This window comes from Herpetosiphon giganteus (assembly GCF_016907925.1).
GTDB lineage: Bacteria > Chloroflexota > Chloroflexia > Chloroflexales > Herpetosiphonaceae > Herpetosiphon > Herpetosiphon giganteus.
On record NZ_JAFBCZ010000007.1, the window covers coordinates 235,420 to 256,854 of the forward strand.

The window sequence follows — 21,435 nt, forward strand, 5'->3', positions numbered from 1 at the left end:
AGGTAGCGCCATTTTAGCGGCGTGTCCGAAACATATTGACCAATTGGGCCCATAAGCCTTGTTTTTCATCGAGCACAAGGAAGGGAATATCGTGGCCAAGTAAACGATTGGCGATATTATTATAGGCTTTTCCGGCCATTGAGTCGCGATCTAGCACCGCTACCTCGCCACGGTTGGTCGAGATCACAATGCTCTCGTCGTCGGGCACAATCCCAACCAAGTCGATTGCCAAAATTTCTACCACATCGGGCGTATCCATCATGTCGCCGCGAGCAACCATGCGCGCCTTGATCCGATTGATAATGAGCTTTGGATTGCTTTTTTCATACGCTTCGACCAAGCCGACAATCCGGTCGGCATCGCGGACGGCTGACATTTCAGGAGTTGTGACGATCAAAATGTGGTCTGCGGGTGCAATGGCATTTTTAAAGCCGCCCTCAATGCCTGCTGGCGAATCGATCAGGATAAAATCGAATTCGCGGCGTAGCTCGTTGCAGAGGGCAATCATATCATCAGGCGTTACCGCATCTTTATCGCGGGTTTGGGCTGCTGGCAACAAGAATAAATTATCAGGAAAGCGCTTGTCTTTAATCAGCGCTTGGCGTGTCCGACAGCGGCCTTCGACCACATCGACCAAATCGTAGACGATGCGATTTTCGAGGCCCATTACAACATCGAGATTCCGCAAGCCAATATCTGCATCGATAGCAACAACGCGTTGGCCTTGCATGGCTAACGAGGTCGCGAGATTAGCGGTGGTGGTGGTTTTGCCAACCCCCCCTTTACCAGAGGTGATTGTAATTACTTGTGCCATACATGATCCTCAAAGGCCCACTAGCGGCGTGGGGCATCCCATGGTACTACTACAATGTTGTCGCCATCAAGGCTGGCTTGTTCAGGGCCAGTTGGGCGATGATTATCGGGTGTGCGGGCAAGGTTCTCGGCAATCCGCAAGAGGGTTGGGCTCAATTCGAGCGCACAGACAATCGCTTGTTGATTGCCGCCAACTCCTGCATGGACGGAGCCGCGTAAGCGCCCCCAAATGATGATGCTGCCGTGCGCGCTAATTTCGGCCCCAGCATTGACATCGCCGACCACAACAACATGGCCTTGATGCTTAATTGCTTGGCCAGAACGCACGGTGCGCCATAAAAACAAGCCTTCGCCTTGCACGACGGGTGGAGGAGTAGACCGTAGGCTATCGGGGTGGCGGGTTTCCACGCCAGCTTGCCGACCAGTAGTTCGATTGGTTGGTGCGATGGTGATTAATGCAGCTGGCTCAATATCATGTTCGGCCATGATTGCCAAGATTGCCTGTAGCTCTACATCGGTGATCGACCGTTCGCCAACATCGATCATTAATTTTGCGCCATGATAAAACGATGATCCTTGGGCTAGCTGCTTGCGCAGGGCTGCAAGGACTTCTTCCCACGCTGCGGTGGGGTGTAAAATCAAGCGCAGCCCGTCACGGCTGCCTTTTAACGTGATGCGCTCTTCCATATCGCGCATTATACCGTCTCCGTCAAGAAAACGAAAATAAGAGCAAAGAGCAAAGAACATAGAGCATAGTAGCCGTAATTGATGCCTACTTTGGCAAAAACCACAAGCATAGTGCTTGCATATGTTCTATGTGTACTGATACATTGGATTGACACCCATGTTCCCTCACCCCCCAGCCCCCTCTCCCACTGAACGCGGGCGAGGGGGAGCCGCCGTTTTGAATGAAGAATTGCGGTAAAACCAGGGTGTTAAAGCCCCTCGCCCGCCACGTAGGAGAGGGGTTGGGGTGAGGGGATCAAGTCGTGGTTAACCCAATGTATCAGTACTTCTATGTTCTATGCTCTATGTTCTATGTTCTACTGAAGCCCCATGACTAAACCTGCATACTTTTCGGTCAAGACGTGCGCTTGATCTTCGTTGACTCCCTCGGCAATTACGTGAATAAACGGGCCATCAGGGTCGGGCAGAATCAGCACCCATTCTGGCCCAAGCTCAATCTTGATGCCGTCGATATTTTCTTGCGAGCGTTCAGCATATTGTTCGTTGAGAATCCGCATAACTTTGCCTTTGGATTCCCAGCGACATGGTACTTTGTGGTTGGCCATGGCCGAGCGCGGCAACGAGCGCCGAATTTCCGAGAGCGGAATATTGGCCCGCGCCAACAATTCCATCAATTTTACGATGGCAAACAGGCCGTCGGCCACCGGAAAGAACGATGGGAAAATCAGGCTGCCAGCACCATCGCCCAACACACATAATTCGTTGCATTTGGCTGCTTGCTGCATCAGCGCGCCCAAGGCAGTTTTGGTGCGCTGAATCCGCCCGCCGTAGCGCTCGGCCAATTTATCGAAGAGGCGCGGTGCAGTAACTGGCACGGCCACCGTACCGCCACTGTTGGCTTCCATGGTGAGTGCGGTCACGGCAGCCAGCAACTCAATATCGCTCAAGCGATGGCCGGTATCATCAACAACATACATTCGTTCGCCGCCAGAATCGAGCCGCACGCCAATATCGGCGTTCATCACTGGCACAATTGCTGCGAGCCGTTGCATGCCAGCATTGAATTGATCAGCGGTTTGGAACAAGCGATCTTCATCGATTTGGGCATTCAGCTCAACTAAATCAACATTCAAGCGTCGCATAATCGCGCCAAGAATTTGGGCCGCATTCGACGAAGCATAATCGATCACAATGCTCCATGGTTGCTCTAGCTCTGGCAAAATCTTGGGGTCGAGCGATTCCATAAATTTATCGATATAGACCGAGTTGTAATCGCTGTTTTCAGTGATCCTGCCAATTTCATCGAGATAAACGCGGCGATAATCTTCGCGGAAGTAGGTATTTTCGATCTTGCGTTCCATATCGCTGCCAAGATCCAGCCCACGATGATCGAAGAATTTAATATCAACAACCCGATTATCGAATGGCGAAAGCCGCACATGCATGCCGCCAGCTGCTTTCAGGGCATAGGTCAAATAGCGTGCGGTTGGAATTGGCACCGAATGCAAATCAAGCACATCGATACCCGCCGATGGAATGCCAGCAATCAAGCCGCGTTTGAGCATGCGCGGCGTATAATGCGCATCGCGATTCATTGTAACCATGGTATTTTTGGGCAAAATTGCGCCATAGGCAGCGCCTAATTTCGCGCAAAATTCTGGCGTAAGGTCGATATTGACCAAGCCGGTAATGCCGTAGCGCCCAAATAAAACCCGCCGCCCTTGCGCGCCCCAAATAATTGAAGCACTGACGGTCGCACCTTCTTCGACTTCTTTTGAGGGCCAAATTTTGACGTTTGGCTGAATGACTGCGCCAGCGTTGATAATCGTGCTATCGGCGACGACCACACCCTCGAAGAGCAACGAGCGACTTTTGATGTTGCACTGCTTGCAGACAATCGCCCCACGCAGCTCGGCCCGCTCGCCAACATACGAGTTGCGCCACATCACCGAGCGATCGATTGTCGCTCGCGAATCAATAATTGTGTAATCGCGGATGACCGATGGGCCGAAGACCATCGCCCCGCCTTTGATTTTGACCCCATGGCCAAAAAAGACTGGGCCATGAATTTGGGCATCGGGAGCAATTTCAACTTCGCCTTCGATCCAAACATTATCGCCGCGATCATGGCCTAGGCGCGGCAAATTAACCATGCCCATCAAATAATCCGAGCAAGCTCGCATATAGGCATCGATCGTGCCGACATCAGTCCAATAGCCCTCAGCAATATAGCCATAGAGCAATTCGCCGCGGCGCAACAAGGCTGGAAACAAATCTTTGGAGAAATCGAAGGCATCGCCCAGCGGAATATCATCGAGCACACTGGGATCGATCACATAAATGCCAGTGTTGACGGTATCCGAAAAGACCTCGCCCCAGCTGGGTTTTTCGAGGAATTGGCGGATTCGGCCTGCATCATCGGTGATCACAACCCCATATTCAAGCGGGTTGGGCACGCGGGTCAGGGTAATTGTGGCTTTGGCATTCGAGCGTTTATGGGCCTCGATCAACGCTGTCAGGTCGAAATCGGTCAAGGCATCGCCAGAAATCACGATGATAGGCTCGCTATCATCATCGATCAGGCGCGAGGCATATTTGACGGCTCCTGCTGTGCCAAGTGGCACTTCCTCGACCGAATACGAAATATCAACATCAAACGCCGAGCCATCGCCATAAAAATCTTGAATAATATTGGCCAGATACTGGACAGTAATAATAATATCGGTAATGCCGTGGCGTTTTAGCAGCTCAATAATATGCCCCATCACTGGTCGATCAACCAGGGGAACCATTGGTTTTGGCCGACTAATCGTGAGTGGACGGAGCCGAGAGCCTTCACCCCCAGCCATTAAAACTGCTTTCATGGTCTGCAACCCTCGCAGTGTCAACAATGCAGCACTCAGCGCGGTGGCCAGCACGGGCATTCGAGGGCCGCGCCGTTGTTCAGTATACCAGAAGAACCTGGCAGAATTGGAGTGCTTTGGGGCATCGCTGCACGGATGTGTAGCTGTGGTCAATGCTGATCAACTTAGGCTGATCAGTCGGCTTTTGGTTTGCATAAGTTGTGCCAGTAGTTGCACCCTAAAAAAGAGCTAGGAATCCCTAGCAGTGAAGTTTGGCAATTAACGCGATCCAGTATGGCTGGATCGCGTATACTTTGGGTAATCCTAAAACTTCTTAATAAACGTCGCCAAGTTGCACAAACTCTAGCCGATTACCAAACGGGTCGGCAGCGTAAAAGCGCCGCACATGGGGCAAGCTGCTATCTTCAACAATTGTAATTCCGGCGGCCTGCAACTCAGCACGGGCTTGCGCAAGGTCGGCGACCCGAAAAGCTGGATGGGCTTTGCGCGCTGGCCGAAAATCGGCTTCGACTCCGAGGTGGAGTTCGATGTTGGAGCCACGAAACCAGCAGCCGCCGCGGGCTTGCAACGGCGCTGGCTTGGCAACTTCGTCAAGGCCAAGGATTGTGCTATAAAACCAACGCGCTTGGGCTTCTTGCTCGGCCGGCATTGCCAGTTGGATGTGGTCAAGTGCGATAAGTTGCATAACCGCTCCACTACAGAATGATTCTTTTGCTATGATACAGTGGATACAGCAAGAATCAATCTAGAAATAGCCTAGGACGTGCATAGATGTGCTCTATAGCTCGGTATATCCTATTGAACATAGGTAACGAATTGGCACAACCTAGCCTCTCAACGCTTGAGCACAATGGCGCTGTGCTGCTTAATGGTTGGTGGGGTAGCATCGTACCAAACATCTTGAGGAAACTGCTATGAGTTTTTATCCGACCTATGTTGAACGCCCACGTTTACTTCGCTTGACCCAACATGAGCCACGGGTAATTTTAATCATTGGCTTGCCGAGTAGTGGCAAGTCGACCGTATTAGAGGCACTTAAGCATTCCATCAATGCCCCCTATGCTATGCTTCGGCTTGCGTCAGCGCCCAACGATTCCCAGGCAATGCTGCAAGCAATTGGCCAGCAACTGGGCTTAGCCAGCGAGCAGCAGCTTGAGCAACTTTTAGCTATCCGCCAGCCAACCTGGATTTTGATCGACGACCTTGACCAGCTTTTGGATGCTTGGGGCGCGTTTTTGCCTGAGTATGCATGGCTGACCGACTTGTTGGAAAATCCGGCACTGCATGTCGTCGCCACATCGCTGGCAATTCCCCAACACCCCATGATCCAACAATGGATCATTCGGCAGCAACTGCTGGTGATTGGCATGAAAGAGCTGGCATTCAGCAGCGCTGAATTAATCGAATTGGCCCAAAAACGCCAACTCAGCCTCAATCAAGCCCAAGCTGATCAGCTGATTGGCTTAACTGAGGGTTGGGTTGCGCCCTGTATTTTTGCGCTCAATCGCTCGGGCACGCTTCAGCCTGCGTCGCTTGAATGGGTGATGCAAGATGTGATGGGGCGGCTGCCAGCGCAATTGCGCAATCTGCTCGAAGCATGGCTTTGGCTCGCCAGCGATTCACTGGAGTTGCTGCAACGTTTGTTGCCCAACGACGATTTAGCGCGTTTATTGCTGAGCTGGGAAGCGGCGGGCTTGGTGTTTGAAGCCAACCTGCGTTTGCAACCCTTGGCTGAGCTTGGTTTGCGCAAGCGCTCGCATGCTTCGGCTGGCTATTTGACCCCGTTATTTGAACAGGCTGGTGAATGGTATCTTTCGCAGCAGCAATTACTGCCATTTGTGCACCAGATGCACCGCTTGCAACGCTGGGATGTGATCAACCATACGCTGATCCAACAATTGCCGTTGATTAACAACCAGCGCTTTTTTGGCGAGCTGGTGAGTGCGTTGCAAGCGGTTCCTGTGCAGCAACTTGCGCCAAAAGTTGGCTGGTTGCTGGTGCGGAGTTACCACCTTGGCGAGCGCAACGCCGAAAAAGCCTTGATCTTGGTCAATCAGCTTTTGGGTATTCATCAACAGCCAGATGATCAACGCATGTTGCGCTTGCTCAAGGCCGATATGTTGCGGGCGCAAGGGGCGATTCGTGAAGCTGATAGCTTAATTCAGCCCTATCTGAACGATCCTGATTTGGCTCCCGACGACCAAGCGCGGGTTTTGCGCACCCATGCAATTTATTTGGCCTCGTTGGGCCAAGATGATGCAGCAATTGACAACTTTGAGCGGGCCTACCACTATATTGAAGGATCGGGCATCAACCGTTTGCTAGGCTTAATTTTGGGCGATTATGCCAATGCTGCGGCCCGCGCCGGACGCTATTCATTGGCTGATCGGCTTTTGCGCCAAGCAACCTCATTATGGGATGCAATGGCTGCGCCAGCAGGTTTATCGCAAACGCTCAATTTGCGGGCGCTGGTGGCACTGCATCAAGGCCAAATTACGGATGCAGCGCGCTATGCCCAACAAGCCTATGACAACGGCATGATCGCTGATCAACGGGCGGCAAATGGCGCAATGGTCACGCTTGGCGATGTGGCGCTGGCTGAGCGCAATTGGACGAGTGCGATTGGTCACTATCGCTTGGCGCGTGAGCAATTACGCAATAGCAATATGGTCGATTATCATATTTTGACCTATGCCTTGGCCTTAGAATCACAAGCAACTCGTCATGGCCATAGTTCGCGGGATCAATTGCAGCGCTTGTTGCTTGAAATCGATACCACGACTGCCCAAAATCCGCTTGATCAGGCATGGTTGGCGGTGGCGCGCAGTGCGGCCAACTTAAGCCTCAAAATCGATGGCACAATTCCGCTGTTGCAACGGGCCTTGGCAGGGCTGGATAACGAAGGATCATTAGCCAAAGGCTTGCTCTATCTGTTATTGAGTGAAGCATTTTGGCAGCGCCACGAACTTGGCGAGGCTCGTCAGGCTTGGAAATCGCTTGATGAATTGATTATTGAGGGTCGCAGCGGCCTGCCAATTTTGCTTTCGGCACTTACCAGCCATTTGCCAGAGTTGGTGCACGAAGCCTATACCGAATGGAATTCGCCTTTTGCGGCGCGGGTGTTGCACGATAATTTGCCTGCAGCGCAAGCCCCAACCTTGGTGGTGCGTTTGATGGGCCAGTTGCGGGTAGAAATTGATGGCAAACTGCAACGCATCCCACGCCAAGGGATTTTGCTGATTGCTTTATTGTTGTTGAACCCCAGCGGCATGACTTCTGAGGAATTGCGCGAAAATCTGTGGGGGATTGATGGCAAGGCTGCTGGCTGGCGCAAAATGCTGGAGCGCACTCGCAAAGTTATTCCTGAATGTGTGGTCTACGATGGTTCGATCTATCGCTTGGGAATTCCCTTGGCGCTGATTGATGCCGACATCTTAGTCATTAAAAATACCCACTTACAAGGCTCAGAGGCAACGCTCGAGCGCTTACAACTTGCTGCCGATTATGCCAGTCAAGGGTTTTTGCCCGGCTGTGATGCACCGTGGATCGAACATGAGCGCCAAGTTTTGATCAAGCGTGGCGCGGAGTTATGGGTGGCAACCGGTATTCAAGCCTACGACCAAGAATTGTTTGATCGTGCTCAACAGGCTTTCGATCGGGCGCTTCAACTTGAACCTCTCAATGAACGGGCGGTTGCCTTGGCCATGAACTTGGCAATTAAGCAAGGTCGGCGTACTGATGCGCTGAAACTCTATGCCGATTATCGCAAAGAATTAGATGATCAATATGGCATTGATCCCTCGGCTGAGTTGCAAGCCTTACAAAAACGCGCTTTGGACTAAGGAGTTAATGTTGGCGAAATCGGCTCGGTCGGGCTAATTGGCTCGGTCGGGCTGATTGGCTCGGTCACGGTTGGCGTGCTGACTGGCGTTGCTTCTGGTGCACTTGGCTCGGTTGGATTGATCGGGTTGGTTGGGCTAGCTGGCTCGTTGGTTGGAATGCTAATCGTGCTCAGCGTGACCTGAATCACGCTCAGCGGTTTGGCCAAACTTACGCCGCTTGGGAGATTGAGGCTTGGTTGAATGCTATAGCTGCCAGCAGTCCGCCCAGCCAGATCAAGCACTAAGGCCAAATCGGTGAGGTTTTGTAAATTTTGGGCATTGCCCCGCAACGTTACCTCAAGTTGGCGTGGTTGGTAACTTAATTCTAAGCCACCAGCCAGATTGCGCGGCACTAACGGCAGCGTCAACACAATTTCGGTATTAATTGGCACGAAGCGCACCGTCGCAATGGTGCTATCGGCGGCTTGGGCATCGCGCGGTGTAACCCCAATTGGAAAGCGCAATTTGATGGTTGCGGTGTAACTTTGGGTTGCATTTGGCAGGTTAAGCGGTTGGGTTTCGACAAATTCGACCTCAGTTAAGCGCTGAGCACTGCCAATTAATGTGACGAAAGCTGGCTCAAGCACCACATCGGCGCGATAGCCTGCTGGTGGCCCATTCAGCGTTGTATAGATAATTGGCACCCGTTTGATGCCGCTGCTCGATAAAATCCGCACTTCAATATCTGCAAGTTCAGGGCTAACCGTCACGCCTTCAACATCGCGCCCAGCAATATCCACCGCCGTAATATTGCGCCGCGTGCGCAAATTGCTGGTTTGCGATGAAAGATCAAGCGTAATTTCGCCACCAACGACCTTATTCACTTGGCTGGCTGGCCCAGTAATGGTGACTTGCTTGATCATCTCGCCATTGACGCTGGCAATGGGCAAACTGGCCTCGTAGCTGGTTGGCGGCTGGCCCTCGGTGGTAATCGTGAGCGGCAGCGAGGCAGTAATAATTTGCTCGATTTGCACCAATACCGTCGCCGGCTGAAAGCTTTGGAAATCGAGATCGGAGCGGCTGGGAATGCTGCGCGCTTGGACGGCAACTTCATGCGAGCCAGGCTCTAGGCCTGCAACATTAATAAAGGGCTGCACATTTTGCTTGGTAATGCGGGTAATCGTATCTTGCGGCCCTGAAACACTCAAATTGACCACAGCATCGGGCACAGGAACTGGCCTGCCTTCGCCATCGACCAAGGTTAAGGCGCTGCTCAGGCCCTCGGCGCGAATTGGCAAATTGGTAAATGGCGTAACCTGTTGCGGATTCTCGGTGAAACTCACGAAAACCCAAATAATGCTGGCCAACACTGCGGCCACGAAGGCGCGTAATGGACTGCCTGCAAGCTTATTCATGCCTCTTCCTCCTCGCTTAGTTCGACGCGCAATAAGCCAGCTAGCAGTTTGCGTAAGCGGCCTTCGGTTAAATGGCGCACCATACGGCCATCGTGGGTAATCGAAATGCTGCCGGTCTCTTCTGAAACGATCACCGAAATGGCATCGGATTGTTCGCTGATGCCCAAGGCGGCGCGGTGGCGCGTGCCATAGCGGGTGCTACCAACCACATTTTCGCTTAGCGGCAACACACAGTTGGCGGCCAAAATTCGGTTGCGACGAAAGAGCACCGCCATATCGTGGAGCGGCGCGTTGGGAAAGAAAATATTGACCAGCAAGGGCACCGAAATCCGCGAATCGACGATCACGCCCCGGTCGGCGTATTCTTGCAAGCCCGTGTCGCGCTCAATCACCATCAATGCGCCAATGCCCTGTTGGGATAATTGCTTGGCTGCACGCGAAATCGTGTTGATCATCTCCTCGACTTCGGAGCGATTGGTGCTGCCAAAGCGATTAAACCATTCGCCAGTGCGGCCTAATGATTCTAAAGCGCGGCGTAATTCAGGTTGGAATAAAATTGGAATTGCCACAAAAAGAGCGGGGCTGAGGGCTTCGCGAATAATCCAACGCAAGGTGGTGAGCGGTAAAGTCGAGCCTGCAAGCAGGGCAACCACCACCAAAATGCCAACCCCGCGCAACAATTGCACCGCCCGTGTGCCTCGAATCACCCCGAGCAGCCAAAAAATCAAGGCAGCAACAAGCAGAATATCGAGTACAGCTAAGAAAGAAACACGTTCCCAAATCTGCTGGAAGCTTGGCACGATCATACCCTCGAAACTGCCAGCCTCCCACTCGTGCTGGACATCGCGCCTGTACCTTACACCGATCAGGCTATCTATGCAAGTTTTAATCTTCGTTGCATAAGGCTTCAGCAACCCGCTTAACCAAGGCCCTAGCTGGCTCGCTGCTTGACGAAATAACGCGAGATTCGGTACTATCTGCAAGGAGCACACTATGCCCGCTGTCGCCCTTTTTCGTCAGGATCAGCTCGAAACTGCTTACGCTGGGTTGTTGCTTAGCCCAAACAGGCCGCGCCCATACTATCGCTTGCTTGCGCAACGCTTGCGCGAGTTGCCGCCCGATGCGTTAGCTCATAATCGATTGCCTAATCCAATTAAAGTCCTGTACAGCATTCGAAGCCTATTGTAATGTATACACTGCTGATATTCGGCCAGAACGAATTGCTGAGTTCTTGTTGTTGAATGCCGAATCACTGCGATCGCTGAGATGATGGCTGATGGACTGAGCGGCTATTTGGCGAGCATTCAACAACAATGCCAACAAATTCATGCCAACGTCTATCAGACCTTTATTCGTTATTCGGTTGAGACAGCATTGGTATAAGGATGATCATGACAGCAGCACAACAGCGCATGCTGGCGGCACTCAAAGGCTTATCGGTTGGTGAAGCCTATGGCCAGCAACTTTGGCAACAGGTGCAAACCGGCCTTGCCGTCGCCGAGCAACCAAGCCTTTTGCCAGCACCATGGCTGTGGACAGATGCAACCCTGATGGCTTGTTCGTTGGTTGATCACTTGTGGCATTATGGCACAGTGCATAGCGCGGCCTTGGCTGCCGATTTTGCCCTGCGCTACACGCCAATTCGCGATTATGGCACCGCCATGCACAATCTTTTGGCCAAACCGCGCGATGGTGCGGCGGTAATGAGCGATGCCCAAAATTTGTTTGATGGCCAAGGCTCGTTTGGCGTAGGCGCGGCGATGCGGGCGGCTCCGTTGGGCCTGTTTTTTGCCGAAGCGCCGCTTAGCCAAGTTGCCCAACAAGCGCAACTTTCGGCCCTGACCACCCACACCAATCCAGAAGCAGTGGCGGGCGCGGTGGCGGTGGCAGTGGCTGGGGCAATTCTTTGGCGCGAGCGTGATCAACCGTTGCGCCAGCCCTCGGCAATCTTAAATGAAATTGTGCAGTATCTGCCAAGCAGCAGCCTTGAGCATCGCGTGGCTTTAGCTGCCGCCATGAACGATCGCCAAATGTGGCATCATATTGCCTTGCGTTTGAGTAATGGCTACCAACATAGCGCCCAAGCAATTGTGCCATGGTGTTTGTGGTGTGCTGTGCATTATCGTGATGATTATGCGGCGGCGATCGAGCAAGTGTGTGCTGCTGGCGGCAACTTTACCTCAATGGCGGCAATTGTTGGCGGGCTTTTGGCCGGAACTTTAGGCCGCGATTGTATTCCGCCGCCTTGGTTGCGCGCCCGCGAACCTTTGCCTCACTGGTTTTTGGCCAGCCTTGGGATTGAAACCGATTGATTGCTTGAATGGTGGCAGTTGCTACACACTCCACCATTCGCCACGTTCCTCGCTTTCGCCGCAAATCAACAAATGCAGCAGCAATCCATTTAATTCAAAAAAAGCATGGGTGATTTTTGCCCATGCTTTTGCTTTAATTTGGCAGTTTGTACGTAACTTTTGTATTCTCGACCTGAATAATTCCACGATTTTTTAGCTGGTTAATCAGCGCTGCTAGTTCTGGCTCGGATAGCTTATTGGCAAAGATTGTCTTGATTGTGTTACTCAGCGTTTTAATCGTTCGCGGCTTGGTATGGTTATCAGCTTGAAGGTATTTAATAATCACCTCAATCTTTTTCGGCGCGGCTGTTGGCTGAGCTTGCTTCTGTTTTGGCGGGTTTAGCGCTGGGGATGCTTTTACAGTCGGAATGTCGCTAAGCTCAATCTGTTTCGGCGAGGTTGGCGTTGGGGATGCCTGCTGTTTCGGTGGGGTTGGCTCTTGAGCTACTTTTACGGTGGCAATCTCGCTAACAGCTCGAACCCGCTTGGCTATAATCTTTTTCGTTTTGAGGTGCTGAATCAAAGGGTCGAAGCCAGTATCTTTAGAAACAATATGAAAATAGGCGTTCGGCTCTTGAGCAGCTAATTGACCAATATAAAAGGCAATATGAAAATCAAGCGCATTGTTGCCGTTGCTCGATATTTTTACGTAGCTGGCACGTTCGCCGAGCTGCTGTAACGCCACCGCAATTTCAATCGGCACTTTTGTCTGATTCGCGCCCACGAAGATCAGCAGTCTAACATGCTCGAGATTAAGCATTTCGATCGTGGCTGGTTGCACATTTTCGTAGTCGATCAGCACGAAATTGGTTCTCAAATATGCCCCCTTAGATGATCAGCAACGCTCCATGCCACGCTTGTTGCTCATTCACGTTGAAACTAGCTGCATCCTCATGATAATCGATTTGAGGCATTTAACCAATGGGTTTGGCTAATTCTTCAGCAAATGCCCAGGCTGGCAAGGGTTCTCTGGCTGCGCGCCACGCGCTAGGGATGCCCTCAAGGCCCACATAACTGGCCACGATTCCCCCAACGATTGCGCAAGTTGTATCGCAATCGCCCAAGCCTTCCAACGTCAGCCAAATTGCTTGCTCAAAATTGCTTAGGCGTTGGGCGGCACACCACAAAGCAAATGGCACGGTATCTTGGGCCGAAATTTTGCTGCCATTGCCCAAATGTGTGGCAACTGTGGCAATTGGCATAGTCGAATCAAGTTGAATTGCCATGACCAAGCCCTCGGCTACTTGGCTTGCTGGAACCCATGGCTGAATCAATTGTAAAAATCTGTTTGGGCTTGGTAGCGTGGTTTGGCGCGCTTGCCATGCCAACGCCGCTGCAATCGCCACCGCAATCGCTCCGGCAATTGCTTCAGGATGTGCATGAGTAATTTCGGCTGAAGCGGCTGCTTGCTGGACAACGCTTGACAGATCAGCCGCCCAAAATGCGCCAATTGGCGCAACTCGCATTGCCCCGCCATTGCCAAACGAGCCTTGGCCTTGATGCAAACTTAGGGCTTCCTCGCGCCAATTTTTGCCGCGCTGAATACGCCCCAAAATCGCTCTGGTAGCTGGGCCATAGCCGCGCGAACGTTCATAGTGCAGGGCAAAACTTTGGGCCAACAAATCTTGATCGATGGTTGCGGTTTGGCGTAGCACCGAAAAAACCGAAGCCGCCATTTGGCTGTCATCAGTCCAATGCCATGGGCTTTGGGGCACTTGGCGCAAATGCACGCGTGCAGGCACTTTCGTATGGGCAAATTCAAAAAAACCACCCAATGCATCGCCTACCGATAAACCTTCGAGCGCAATTTGAGCACGATTTAGGGCGCTATCAGAGTTCATTCAATCAACCTCAACTCGCTGATGCGTTTTATTTTAACCCAGGTATGGCAAATGAAAAGCATCAGTTTGGGCTGTTTTAGCTGTGACTGCGAATGTCACAGGCGCTTGCTATGCTAGGCTTGCGCTTGAATTAAGAGTTGATACAGTATTAAGCGAGTGTTTCATAGCGCAAAGGAGGCTTGATGATTCCATCATCGCTTAACTCACCCCAAGTTTTCCAAAAATCCGCGAAGCGCGATGTCAAGGAAGTGCCGTTTGTCGAGCTAGCCGATGGTCGGTTGCAAGGCGTTATTTCCAGCGGCTCGGATATTCAGCGGGTCTATGTGGCCTACTTCGAGGCTCGCAGCCTCAACTTCTACTGTAGCACCAACAACAATCGCCCGTGTGGTGGCTTGCGGGGCAGCCCATGCAACCATCTGATCAATTTGCTTGGCGAGGGCATCAAGCAATTTGGCATCCCTGGCATTTTGAAATATCTGCAATCTGCCCACGACCCAACTACCATCACCACGATTGGCGATTTTCTCAAGATCGCTGGCCATATAACCCACCAAGCGCATGGCGCAATTTTCAGCCGCTTTCTTGGCTCGCTCCAGTTGCTTGAACTTCCGCTCAGTGCATTGCCATTGCCAGAGATGGATTGGTTTGCAGGGGGCGTGTGATGCTTGCAGCGGAATTTCATGCCAGCAATGAATTAATTCAAGCCATCGATCAGCTGTTGCTGACGGGCTTTACCAATCTTAATCATAGCCATCAAACCAGCTTACAACGGCTGGCTCAAGTTTATCAGGGCACGCCGCTCGAAGCAGCAATGCTCAGCAGCGTAACTGATCTGAGCAATGGCGTGTTGCAACCAGCCGCGTTTAGGCTGCTTGCGGTTGCGCGGGCGGCGCTCCAAACCGCCCAATACGATCAACTTTCCCAGCAACTGCGGGCGCAACTTGGCCGCCCAAATCTTGATCAGCCTGTGCCTAATACCGCAGCGCTTGAATCGACCCCGCCCTTGTTGAGCAGCGTTCAGCATTGGCTGAGCGATTTGGCGGTGATGGGCTTTGCGCGGCTTGACCAAGCGATGATCAACGCCTTTACCCCAACGCTTGCCCAACTCCAAGCCAACCCAGACTATCTACGCACGGCAGCACTTTTGGCGGGCTGGATGCACGAACTGGTGCTGCAACCAGAGCAATTGCCGCTCTTTCGTTGGGCCGATTTGTGGACGCGGGCAATGCTTTCGACCCTCAGCATCAGCGTAACTCCTGCAACCCAAGCTATCAGCGGCACGCTGTATCCTTTGGGCTTCGAATGGCGGCAGCATTCCACGCTGGTCAGTTGGGTGCTCTACGCAGTGCTGGAATCTGAAGCAGCGGCGCGCATGGTCACAATTACCCAATCGGCCTATAAAGTCGCGGCCATTCAGGATGATCAGCTGTGGTTGCTCTTTCCCGAGGCTAGCGTGTTGTTCGAAAGCCTGAGCACCGGCAAGGCTTTGGTTTTGAATAATCAGCAGTTATTGGAGGGCGGGCAATTGCTGTGGGATGCGGCGGCGGCTACGTTGGGCGATAAATATGATCTGCTTGCAGTTGCCGAGCACCATTTTGGCCTGAATGCCAAGCAGCCACTTGCCCAAGCCCAACTTGCGCCCGAACAACGCCACCCAGTCCATTTGGCCGAGCCGATTGTGCTGAGCAACTATCAATTGGCGCAAACTGCTGAAGGTTCCAGTTTGAGCGTTGGCGAACAGCGTTTTAAGCTCGATTTGGGGGCAATTAGCGGAACTGAAATCGATGTTGACGTACTCGAATCGGCCCAACGCTTGTTTGGTTTGCTGCGCTTCGACGCTGGCGAATGGTTTGTGCGGCCATTGGCAACCAGCCTCAAAAAAGGCAAACCATTGTTTATTGGGCTTGAAAACGGCAAAGTCTTCAAGAAAGCGCCCAAAAATAATGCTGTTGGCGTTCTCAAAGAACGCGCCAGCCGTTTGCTCAGGGAGAAATCATGAACCAATCCGAGCTATTAAATCGTCGCCAAGTGCTCTATTGGCGCATGCTCAGCACCATGTTTGGCTACGACCAACAAGCTGAAAATCTTGAGGGCATGAGCCAGCACATTGCCAGCGATTTGGAGTTGCCCGAGTCGATTTTGCACCCAACGCTTTCGCTGGATCAGCTGTTTCAACGCTATCCTGAGCTTGAGCCGGAGTTCGATCTGACCGATCTCGATGATCGCCACGATGAAACAACGTTGCGCCGCTCGCTGATCGTCTCGAAATTGATGTTGAATGTCTTTGGGCCGCAAACCCAAAAGCGCTCGATCAGCGCTGCTGAGTTTGCCCAATGGCTTAAGGATGTTGCCCATCTTGAGCGCTGTTTGGGCTTTCAGCCTGGAGCGTTGCGCCAAAGCCAGCCTGGTCAAGGCCAAGCTAGCCAACTTGGTGGGCTGCAAGGCGGCCAAGGCATTGGCTCAGGCTTCAATTTTTCCGAAGAAGATTTGCGCCAAGTTATCCAAGGCTTGGAAAAAGATTTGATCAAGCGCATGGCCTTGCGCGAAGTGCTGCAAGATAATCGGCTTGCCGCCCAAATTACGCCATCGATGGCGGTCGTCGAGCAATTGCTGCGCGATAAAAGCCATCTTTCGGGCAATGCCTTGAATAACGCCAAACGCTTGATCAAGCAATATGTCGATGAATTGGCCGATGTGTTGCGCTTGCAAGTGATGCAGGCAGTTTCGGCCAAAATCGATCGTTCGGTGCCACCCAAACGGGTGTTTCGCAACCTCGATTTGAAACGCACAATTTGGCGCAATCTGACCAATTGGAATCCCAACGAAGGCCGCTTGTACGTCGATCGGCTGTATTATCGCCAAACTGCCAAAAAACGCACCCCAATGCGCATGATCGTCGTCGTCGATCAATCTGGTTCGATGGTCGATGCGATGGTGCAATGTACGATTTTGGCCTCGATTTTTGCTGGCTTGCCGCATGTCGATATGCATTTGATTGCCTTCGACACCCGCATGCTCGACCTCACGCCGTGGGTGCACGATCCGTTTGAGGTCTTGCTGCGCACTCAGCTTGGCGGCGGAACGAGTATCAACGAAGCCTTGCAATTTGCCAGCGAGAAAATTCTTGAGCCACGCAAAACGGCGGTGGTCTTGATTACCGACTTTTATGAAGGCGGCTCGCAACAAGTGCTGCTGGATTCAATCAAAGCCATGATCGAATCGGGCGTGCATTTTATTCCGGTTGGCGCGGTCACTAGTTCTGGCTATTTCAGCGTCAACGATTGGTTCCGCACCAAGCTCAAAGAGATGGGTCGGCCAATTTTTGCTGGCAGCCCCAAAAAGCTAATCGAACAAATTAAGCATTTTATTACGCTTTAGCTAAGGAGTTTTGCTCATGTCAGATACATTATTGCGCTTGCCTGCCGAACTCAAATATGCCGACGAATTGCGCTATTTGGCCGAACGCGATACTGGCCAACGCCCGGCGCGCTGGTTGCTTTCGCCGCAAATGGTGCGCACCTTCGTCTTGGGCAGCACGCCCGGCCAAAAGCTCGATCGCGAGATTGCCCAAAAATGGTATGGCGACCCCAGCATTGCCGAACGGGCAATTGTCACCCTCGCCTCAGATCGTGGTTTGCTCTTGATTGGCGATCCAGGCACAGGCAAAAGCTGGCTGGCCGAATTGTTGGCGGCGGCAGTCAGCGGCAATTCAACCTACGTGGTGCAAGGCACGGCGGGCACAACCGAAGATCAAATTAAATATTCGTGGAATATTGCCATGGTCATTGCCGCAGGCCAATCGCGTGATTCGATGATTGCCTCGCCAATTATGACCAGTATGCAGCTTGGAGCGATGGGGCGCTTTGAAGAATTGACCCGCTGTACCAGCGACGTGCAAGATGCGCTAATTTCGATTTTGAGCGAAAAATATATTTCAATTCCTGAGTTGCGCGAGCAAAATGTGGTCTTTGCCCAACAAGGCTTCAACATTATTGCCACCGCCAACAGCCGCGACCGTGGTGTCAACGATTTGTCATCGGCGCTCAAACGACGTTTCAATTTTGTGCATATTCCAGTTGTTACCAACAAAAAGCAAGAGCGCGAAATTATTCTGTTCCGCACCGCCGAGGTTTTGGAGCGCCAACAAGTGCGGGTTGATGTGCCACCAACCTTGATCGATGTTCTGTTGCAAACCTTTGCCGATTTGCGCGAAGCCAGCGCTAGTGCTAGCTCCGACGATGCCAAGCTTGAATCGGCGCTCTCGACCGCTGAACAAATTGGCGTGCTCGAAGATGCGGTGCTCTATTCGACCTACTTTGGCGAACAACGCCTAACGCCCGAAATTCTTGGCCGCTCGTTGGTTGGCACGCTGATTCGCCGCCGCCCAGAAGATATTTCGGTGATGAACAAATTCTGGCATAGTGTGGTGGCCAAACACAGCGAAAAACATCAAGGCGAATGGCGCGATTTCATGGCTGGCGGTCAGGATGCAATGAAGGTCATCGAGGGGTAACCCAATGCTTGATTCACTTACCCAGCAATTAAATGCTACGGCGGCGGCCTTTACCGAGGATGCAGCCGCCTTGCAACGCTTGCTTCAGCGCATGGCCCACGATGTTGAGCGCGCCGAAGACGAAGCGCTTGATCTCTTTCCTGTGGCGCATCACTCGCCTGCTTCGGCCTTGCAACTGGTGCGGCGTTTGCACCAAAAGCAGCCCAAAGTGATTTATATTGAGCTGTGCGAAGATATGCTCGAACTGGTTGGCCATTTGCGCGATTGTAAATTGCCCGTCGCGTTTCAGGCTTTTGCCGCTGAAAGCGAGTTGGTGCCAGCAGAGGCGCTGCCAATTAGCGTGATTGCGCCCTTGACTGAATCGTCAGCAGAATATCAAGCGATTGCCTATGCCTTGACCCATCCCGAAACGCAGTTGGTTTTTGTCGATCGTCCAGTTGATTATGTGTTTCAATGGCAACCAGTGCCGATTATCAACGAAGATGAATCGGACGACGATGATGAGGCCGCTCAGCTTCATGGCAAATCAATTGGCGTGACGATTGGCACGCTGGAGCCAACCTTCGACGACTTTTTGCATTATTTGCTGCAAAACTCCAATTCGCGCCATTTTACCGAATGGTGGGAGCAATATGTCGAGCGGGTGATTTTGCACGCTGATTATTCAACCTATCGCCAAGTAATGACCTTGGTTGGCAGCTTAATTCACCAACTTGGCCGCAAACCGCAGGATGTGATCAACGATCGTTTGCGTGAACGCTATATGTGGACGCGGATCAAGCAACATTTGGCTGAGCATGCGATCGATCCTGCCGATGCGTTGTACATTTGTGGGGCGGCCCACTTGGCCAGCGATGTGGCCGAATTTGGCACCAACAATGCTGAGCAATGGGCCGACATGCCCGCTAAAAGCGCTACCCAATGGCTCTTTGGCCTGATTCCATCAAGCTTTGTGGCGATTGAGCAACAATTCAATCATCCAGTTGGCACGATTGCTTTGGCCGAAGCCACATGGCGCAAAAGCCTCAAAGCTGGCCAAGTTAAGGCATTCCAGCTGAGCAAAGATCAAAAAGCTGCCAAGCCAAGCCGGGCCAAAGCGCCAGTTGGCGCAACCCAACCCCACAATCCGCAGGCTTTGGCCAACTTTTTGCAACAGCCGCCCGACGTTGCCGAAGCCGACCACGAGCAATTGCTCGATTGGTGTGCTCGCATCGTCGCGTTGGCACGCGAAAATGGCTATTTGGCCAGCACCGCCGATTCGATTGCAATTTACGAAACCTCGTATTTGTTGGCCAATATTCGTAATCGCTATCAGCCTTCGCCCTACGATTTTCAAGATGCGGCGATTACCTGTTTGGAGAAAGATCGCACGCCGCGCAAACGCAACATCAGCCAATTGTGCCGCGTGTTGTTGGGCGGCGATCGGGTTGGCACAGTTGGCTATGAATCGCTGCCGCCATTGGCCAAAAATATTTATGACCGCTTGGCTCCGTTGAATATCAACCTGTATGCCAAAACCAACCAACGAGCCTTGATGGATTTTAGCCAAAGCCCCGATTTGCTCGATAGCTCAGAGTTATTGTGGCGCTTAAATTATTTGTTGGGCGATTATGTGGTTCAGCCAATTATTGGCGAGCGCAAACTTGGCAGCAAGCCAGTGCAGGAATCGTGGGAGATTCGGATTGGCAAATACCAACGCGACGTGATTCAACTTGGATACGAGGGCATTACCTTGGAGCAAGTGCTTGAGCAGCGCATGCGCCAACGTGCCTTTGGCGATGATGCGACCGCCGCCAAAGCCTTGCACACCGCCGAAGCCAGCCTAATGTATTTGCGCAGCCCGCGCTTCACCGAAGAACTGGGCTTTCACAGCCGCGCCTTGCTCATCCAAGAAACTGGCGTGCAAGATGCGCCGGATATTTTCGACCGCGCGCGCCATTTGGTGCAATATTATCGCACCACGCCACAGGGCTTGGCGGTTTGGCTCGAATCGTTTGTGGCCACTGGTTATAGCCATTATGCCTCGCTACTGCCGCAGGCCATCGCCGATCGTGGCACAACCCCAGAAGCGGTTGCTGGCATGTTGGGCTTTATCTTCTCGCTCGAAAGCTTGGCCTTATCGGTTGGCTGCCAGCGTAGTGAATTGCTGATTAGCGTTGAGCTAGCTGGCAAGGGCGACGTTGCCCCCGATAAACTTGGCTTGTTATGGGTGGCTGAGTGGCTGCTCAATCGGCGCAGCATTCAATCAATGCGCGAGTTTTTCGCGCATCTCACCGAAGACTCGCTAAGCTTGCAAGGGCTGCCAGCCTACTTGAATGGCTTTATTTTGGCCTTGAAGTTTGCCCCACGAATTGCCTTGTTTGTGGTTGAATTGTTGAGCCATATCTTCCGCGTCGTGCCCGATTCGGTGCTCATTCCATGGTTGCCTGGCTTTATTCTGCAATTGCGCCGCAACGCAACAATTTTGGAGCCGCTGATCAAAGAAGCGGCCTTGGTCTTTCCGCCAAATGTGGCTGGGCTGGGCAACTGGCAACCAAATTGGATGCAAGATCAACAACGCTTGCCAGAAGGTGAAGTGACGATCAGCGCCGAGCTAAGCCCCGACGATCAATTGGCCCATGATCTATTGCTCGCCCATCCTGCTGGCATGCAAGCGCTGGCTGCGTTGCTCAAGCTTGGGTAGCGATGAGGGGTCGGGATTCAGGGGCGAGGGGTCAGCGAGAAGGATCGGAGGTGAGGAGCACGAAACCACGAAGAACGCGAAGTTCGCGAAGGGGGATTTCGAAGAAACATAACAATCACCAAAACGAATATTAGGGGGTGCAGGGGGATTAAAGCCCCCTGCGTTTCCCGCCTTGAGGCGGGACGGAAGGGTGGTGAAACGATGATGGGGACTGGTTGTTGGGGATCGGGGATTGGGAGCCGAGGAACCTCGAAGGACGCGAAACATACGAAGGGGGATTTTGCAGAAAAATAACAATCCACACAATGAATTTTAGGGGGTACAATGGTTGATCATTCCCTCACCCCCCAGCCTTTCAAGGGTAGGTAGTTAACACGGGTGACCATGGTTCCGGATAAAACCGTCCCACGAGAAGTGGCTGGTGGGTCAGGAGGTGGGTGATGATCA

General features: G+C 52.4%; 17 protein-coding genes. 9 read left to right on the forward strand and 8 right to left on the reverse strand.

All coding sequences use genetic code 11. The features are described 5' to 3' along the window. Window positions 1-13: 13 nt before the first annotated feature. The 4 genes from minD to JOD20_RS09020 form a co-directional block, all read right to left on the reverse strand. Window positions 14-814, reverse strand: a complete 801-nt coding sequence (minD, locus tag JOD20_RS09005) for a septum site-determining protein MinD (protein WP_204754950.1) — start codon at window positions 812-814, stop codon at window positions 14-16. A gap of 20 nt (window positions 815-834) precedes the next feature. After that, entirely contained in the window at window positions 835-1,509 is a 675-nt protein-coding gene (gene minC, locus JOD20_RS09010; protein WP_204754951.1) for a septum site-determining protein MinC, read from the reverse strand. Between the two features lie 347 nt (window positions 1,510-1,856). After that, window positions 1,857-4,364 (reverse strand): mannose-1-phosphate guanyltransferase, encoded by a 2,508-nt coding sequence (locus tag JOD20_RS09015; protein ID WP_204754952.1) that lies wholly within the window; start codon window positions 4,362-4,364, stop codon window positions 1,857-1,859. 313 nt (window positions 4,365-4,677) lie between these two features. After that, the gene (locus JOD20_RS09020) at window positions 4,678-5,049 is read right to left on the reverse strand and encodes a VOC family protein (RefSeq protein WP_204754953.1); all 372 of its coding nucleotides are present in this window, start codon (window positions 5,047-5,049) and stop codon (window positions 4,678-4,680) included. Window positions 5,050-5,278: 229 nt separating this feature from the next. Here JOD20_RS09020 and JOD20_RS09025 point away from each other — a divergent pair, with 229 nt between their 5' ends. After that, a complete protein-coding gene (locus tag JOD20_RS09025; RefSeq protein WP_204754954.1) occupies window positions 5,279-8,206 on the forward strand; it encodes an AfsR/SARP family transcriptional regulator in 2,928 nt (975 codons plus the stop codon). Here the strand turns inward: JOD20_RS09025 and JOD20_RS09030 are convergent. Both JOD20_RS09030 and cdaA read right to left on the reverse strand, forming a co-directional pair. After that, the gene (locus JOD20_RS09030) at window positions 8,203-9,600 is read right to left on the reverse strand and encodes a CdaR family protein (protein ID WP_204754955.1); all 1,398 of its coding nucleotides are present in this window, start codon (window positions 9,598-9,600) and stop codon (window positions 8,203-8,205) included. The two genes, JOD20_RS09025 and JOD20_RS09030, sit on opposite strands and share 4 nt — an antisense overlap. Beyond that, on the reverse strand, window positions 9,597-10,400 hold the full coding sequence (gene cdaA, locus JOD20_RS09035; RefSeq protein ID WP_110516443.1) for a diadenylate cyclase CdaA: 804 nt from the start codon (window positions 10,398-10,400) through the stop codon (window positions 9,597-9,599). Before cdaA ends, JOD20_RS09030 begins: the two co-directional genes overlap by 4 nt. A gap of 193 nt (window positions 10,401-10,593) precedes the next feature. Here cdaA and JOD20_RS09040 point away from each other — a divergent pair, with 193 nt between their 5' ends. The 3 genes from JOD20_RS09040 (at window position 10,594) to JOD20_RS09050 (ending at window position 11,912) form a co-directional block, all read left to right on the forward strand. Next, window positions 10,594-10,788, forward strand: coding sequence for a hypothetical protein (locus JOD20_RS09040; RefSeq protein WP_204754956.1), 195 nt, complete (start codon window positions 10,594-10,596; stop codon window positions 10,786-10,788). A gap of 16 nt (window positions 10,789-10,804) precedes the next feature. Continuing rightward, window positions 10,805-10,870: a hypothetical protein gene (locus JOD20_RS26980; protein ID WP_420828945.1), complete on the forward strand. Its 66-nt coding sequence runs from the start codon at window positions 10,805-10,807 to the stop codon at window positions 10,868-10,870. A 121-nt stretch (window positions 10,871-10,991) separates the two neighbouring features. Next, window positions 10,992-11,912 (forward strand): ADP-ribosylglycohydrolase family protein, encoded by a 921-nt coding sequence (locus tag JOD20_RS09050; RefSeq protein WP_204754957.1) that lies wholly within the window; start codon window positions 10,992-10,994, stop codon window positions 11,910-11,912. A gap of 133 nt (window positions 11,913-12,045) precedes the next feature. Here JOD20_RS09050 and JOD20_RS26415 read toward each other — a convergent pair whose 3' ends face one another. Further along, the gene (locus JOD20_RS26415; RefSeq protein ID WP_239583785.1) at window positions 12,046-12,768 is read right to left on the reverse strand and encodes a PIN domain-containing protein; all 723 of its coding nucleotides are present in this window, start codon (window positions 12,766-12,768) and stop codon (window positions 12,046-12,048) included. A gap of 97 nt (window positions 12,769-12,865) precedes the next feature. Then, window positions 12,866-13,792, reverse strand: a complete 927-nt coding sequence (locus JOD20_RS09060; RefSeq protein ID WP_204754958.1) for an ADP-ribosylglycohydrolase family protein — start codon at window positions 13,790-13,792, stop codon at window positions 12,866-12,868. A gap of 182 nt (window positions 13,793-13,974) precedes the next feature. Here JOD20_RS09060 and JOD20_RS09065 point away from each other — a divergent pair, with 182 nt between their 5' ends. Genes JOD20_RS09065 through JOD20_RS09085 form a run of 5 tightly spaced genes read left to right on the forward strand, consistent with a single transcriptional unit; the run spans window position 13,975 to window position 20,988 of the window. Continuing rightward, window positions 13,975-14,454 carry a hypothetical protein gene (locus JOD20_RS09065; protein WP_204754959.1) on the forward strand — a complete coding sequence of 160 codons (480 nt, stop codon included), beginning with the start codon at window positions 13,975-13,977 and terminating at the stop codon, window positions 14,452-14,454. Then, the gene (locus JOD20_RS09070) at window positions 14,454-15,791 is read left to right on the forward strand and encodes a hypothetical protein (RefSeq protein WP_204754960.1); all 1,338 of its coding nucleotides are present in this window, start codon (window positions 14,454-14,456) and stop codon (window positions 15,789-15,791) included. Before JOD20_RS09065 ends, JOD20_RS09070 begins: the two co-directional genes overlap by 1 nt. Then, window positions 15,788-17,170, forward strand: a complete 1,383-nt coding sequence (locus JOD20_RS09075; protein ID WP_204754961.1) for a VWA domain-containing protein — start codon at window positions 15,788-15,790, stop codon at window positions 17,168-17,170. Before JOD20_RS09070 ends, JOD20_RS09075 begins: the two co-directional genes overlap by 4 nt. Before the next feature lie 16 nt (window positions 17,171-17,186). Continuing rightward, entirely contained in the window at window positions 17,187-18,305 is a 1,119-nt protein-coding gene (locus JOD20_RS09080; RefSeq protein ID WP_204754962.1) for an ATP-binding protein, read from the forward strand. A 4-nt stretch (window positions 18,306-18,309) separates the two neighbouring features. Beyond that, entirely contained in the window at window positions 18,310-20,988 is a 2,679-nt protein-coding gene (locus JOD20_RS09085) for a DUF5682 family protein (protein ID WP_204754963.1), read from the forward strand. Window positions 20,989-21,435 lie beyond the last annotated feature (447 nt).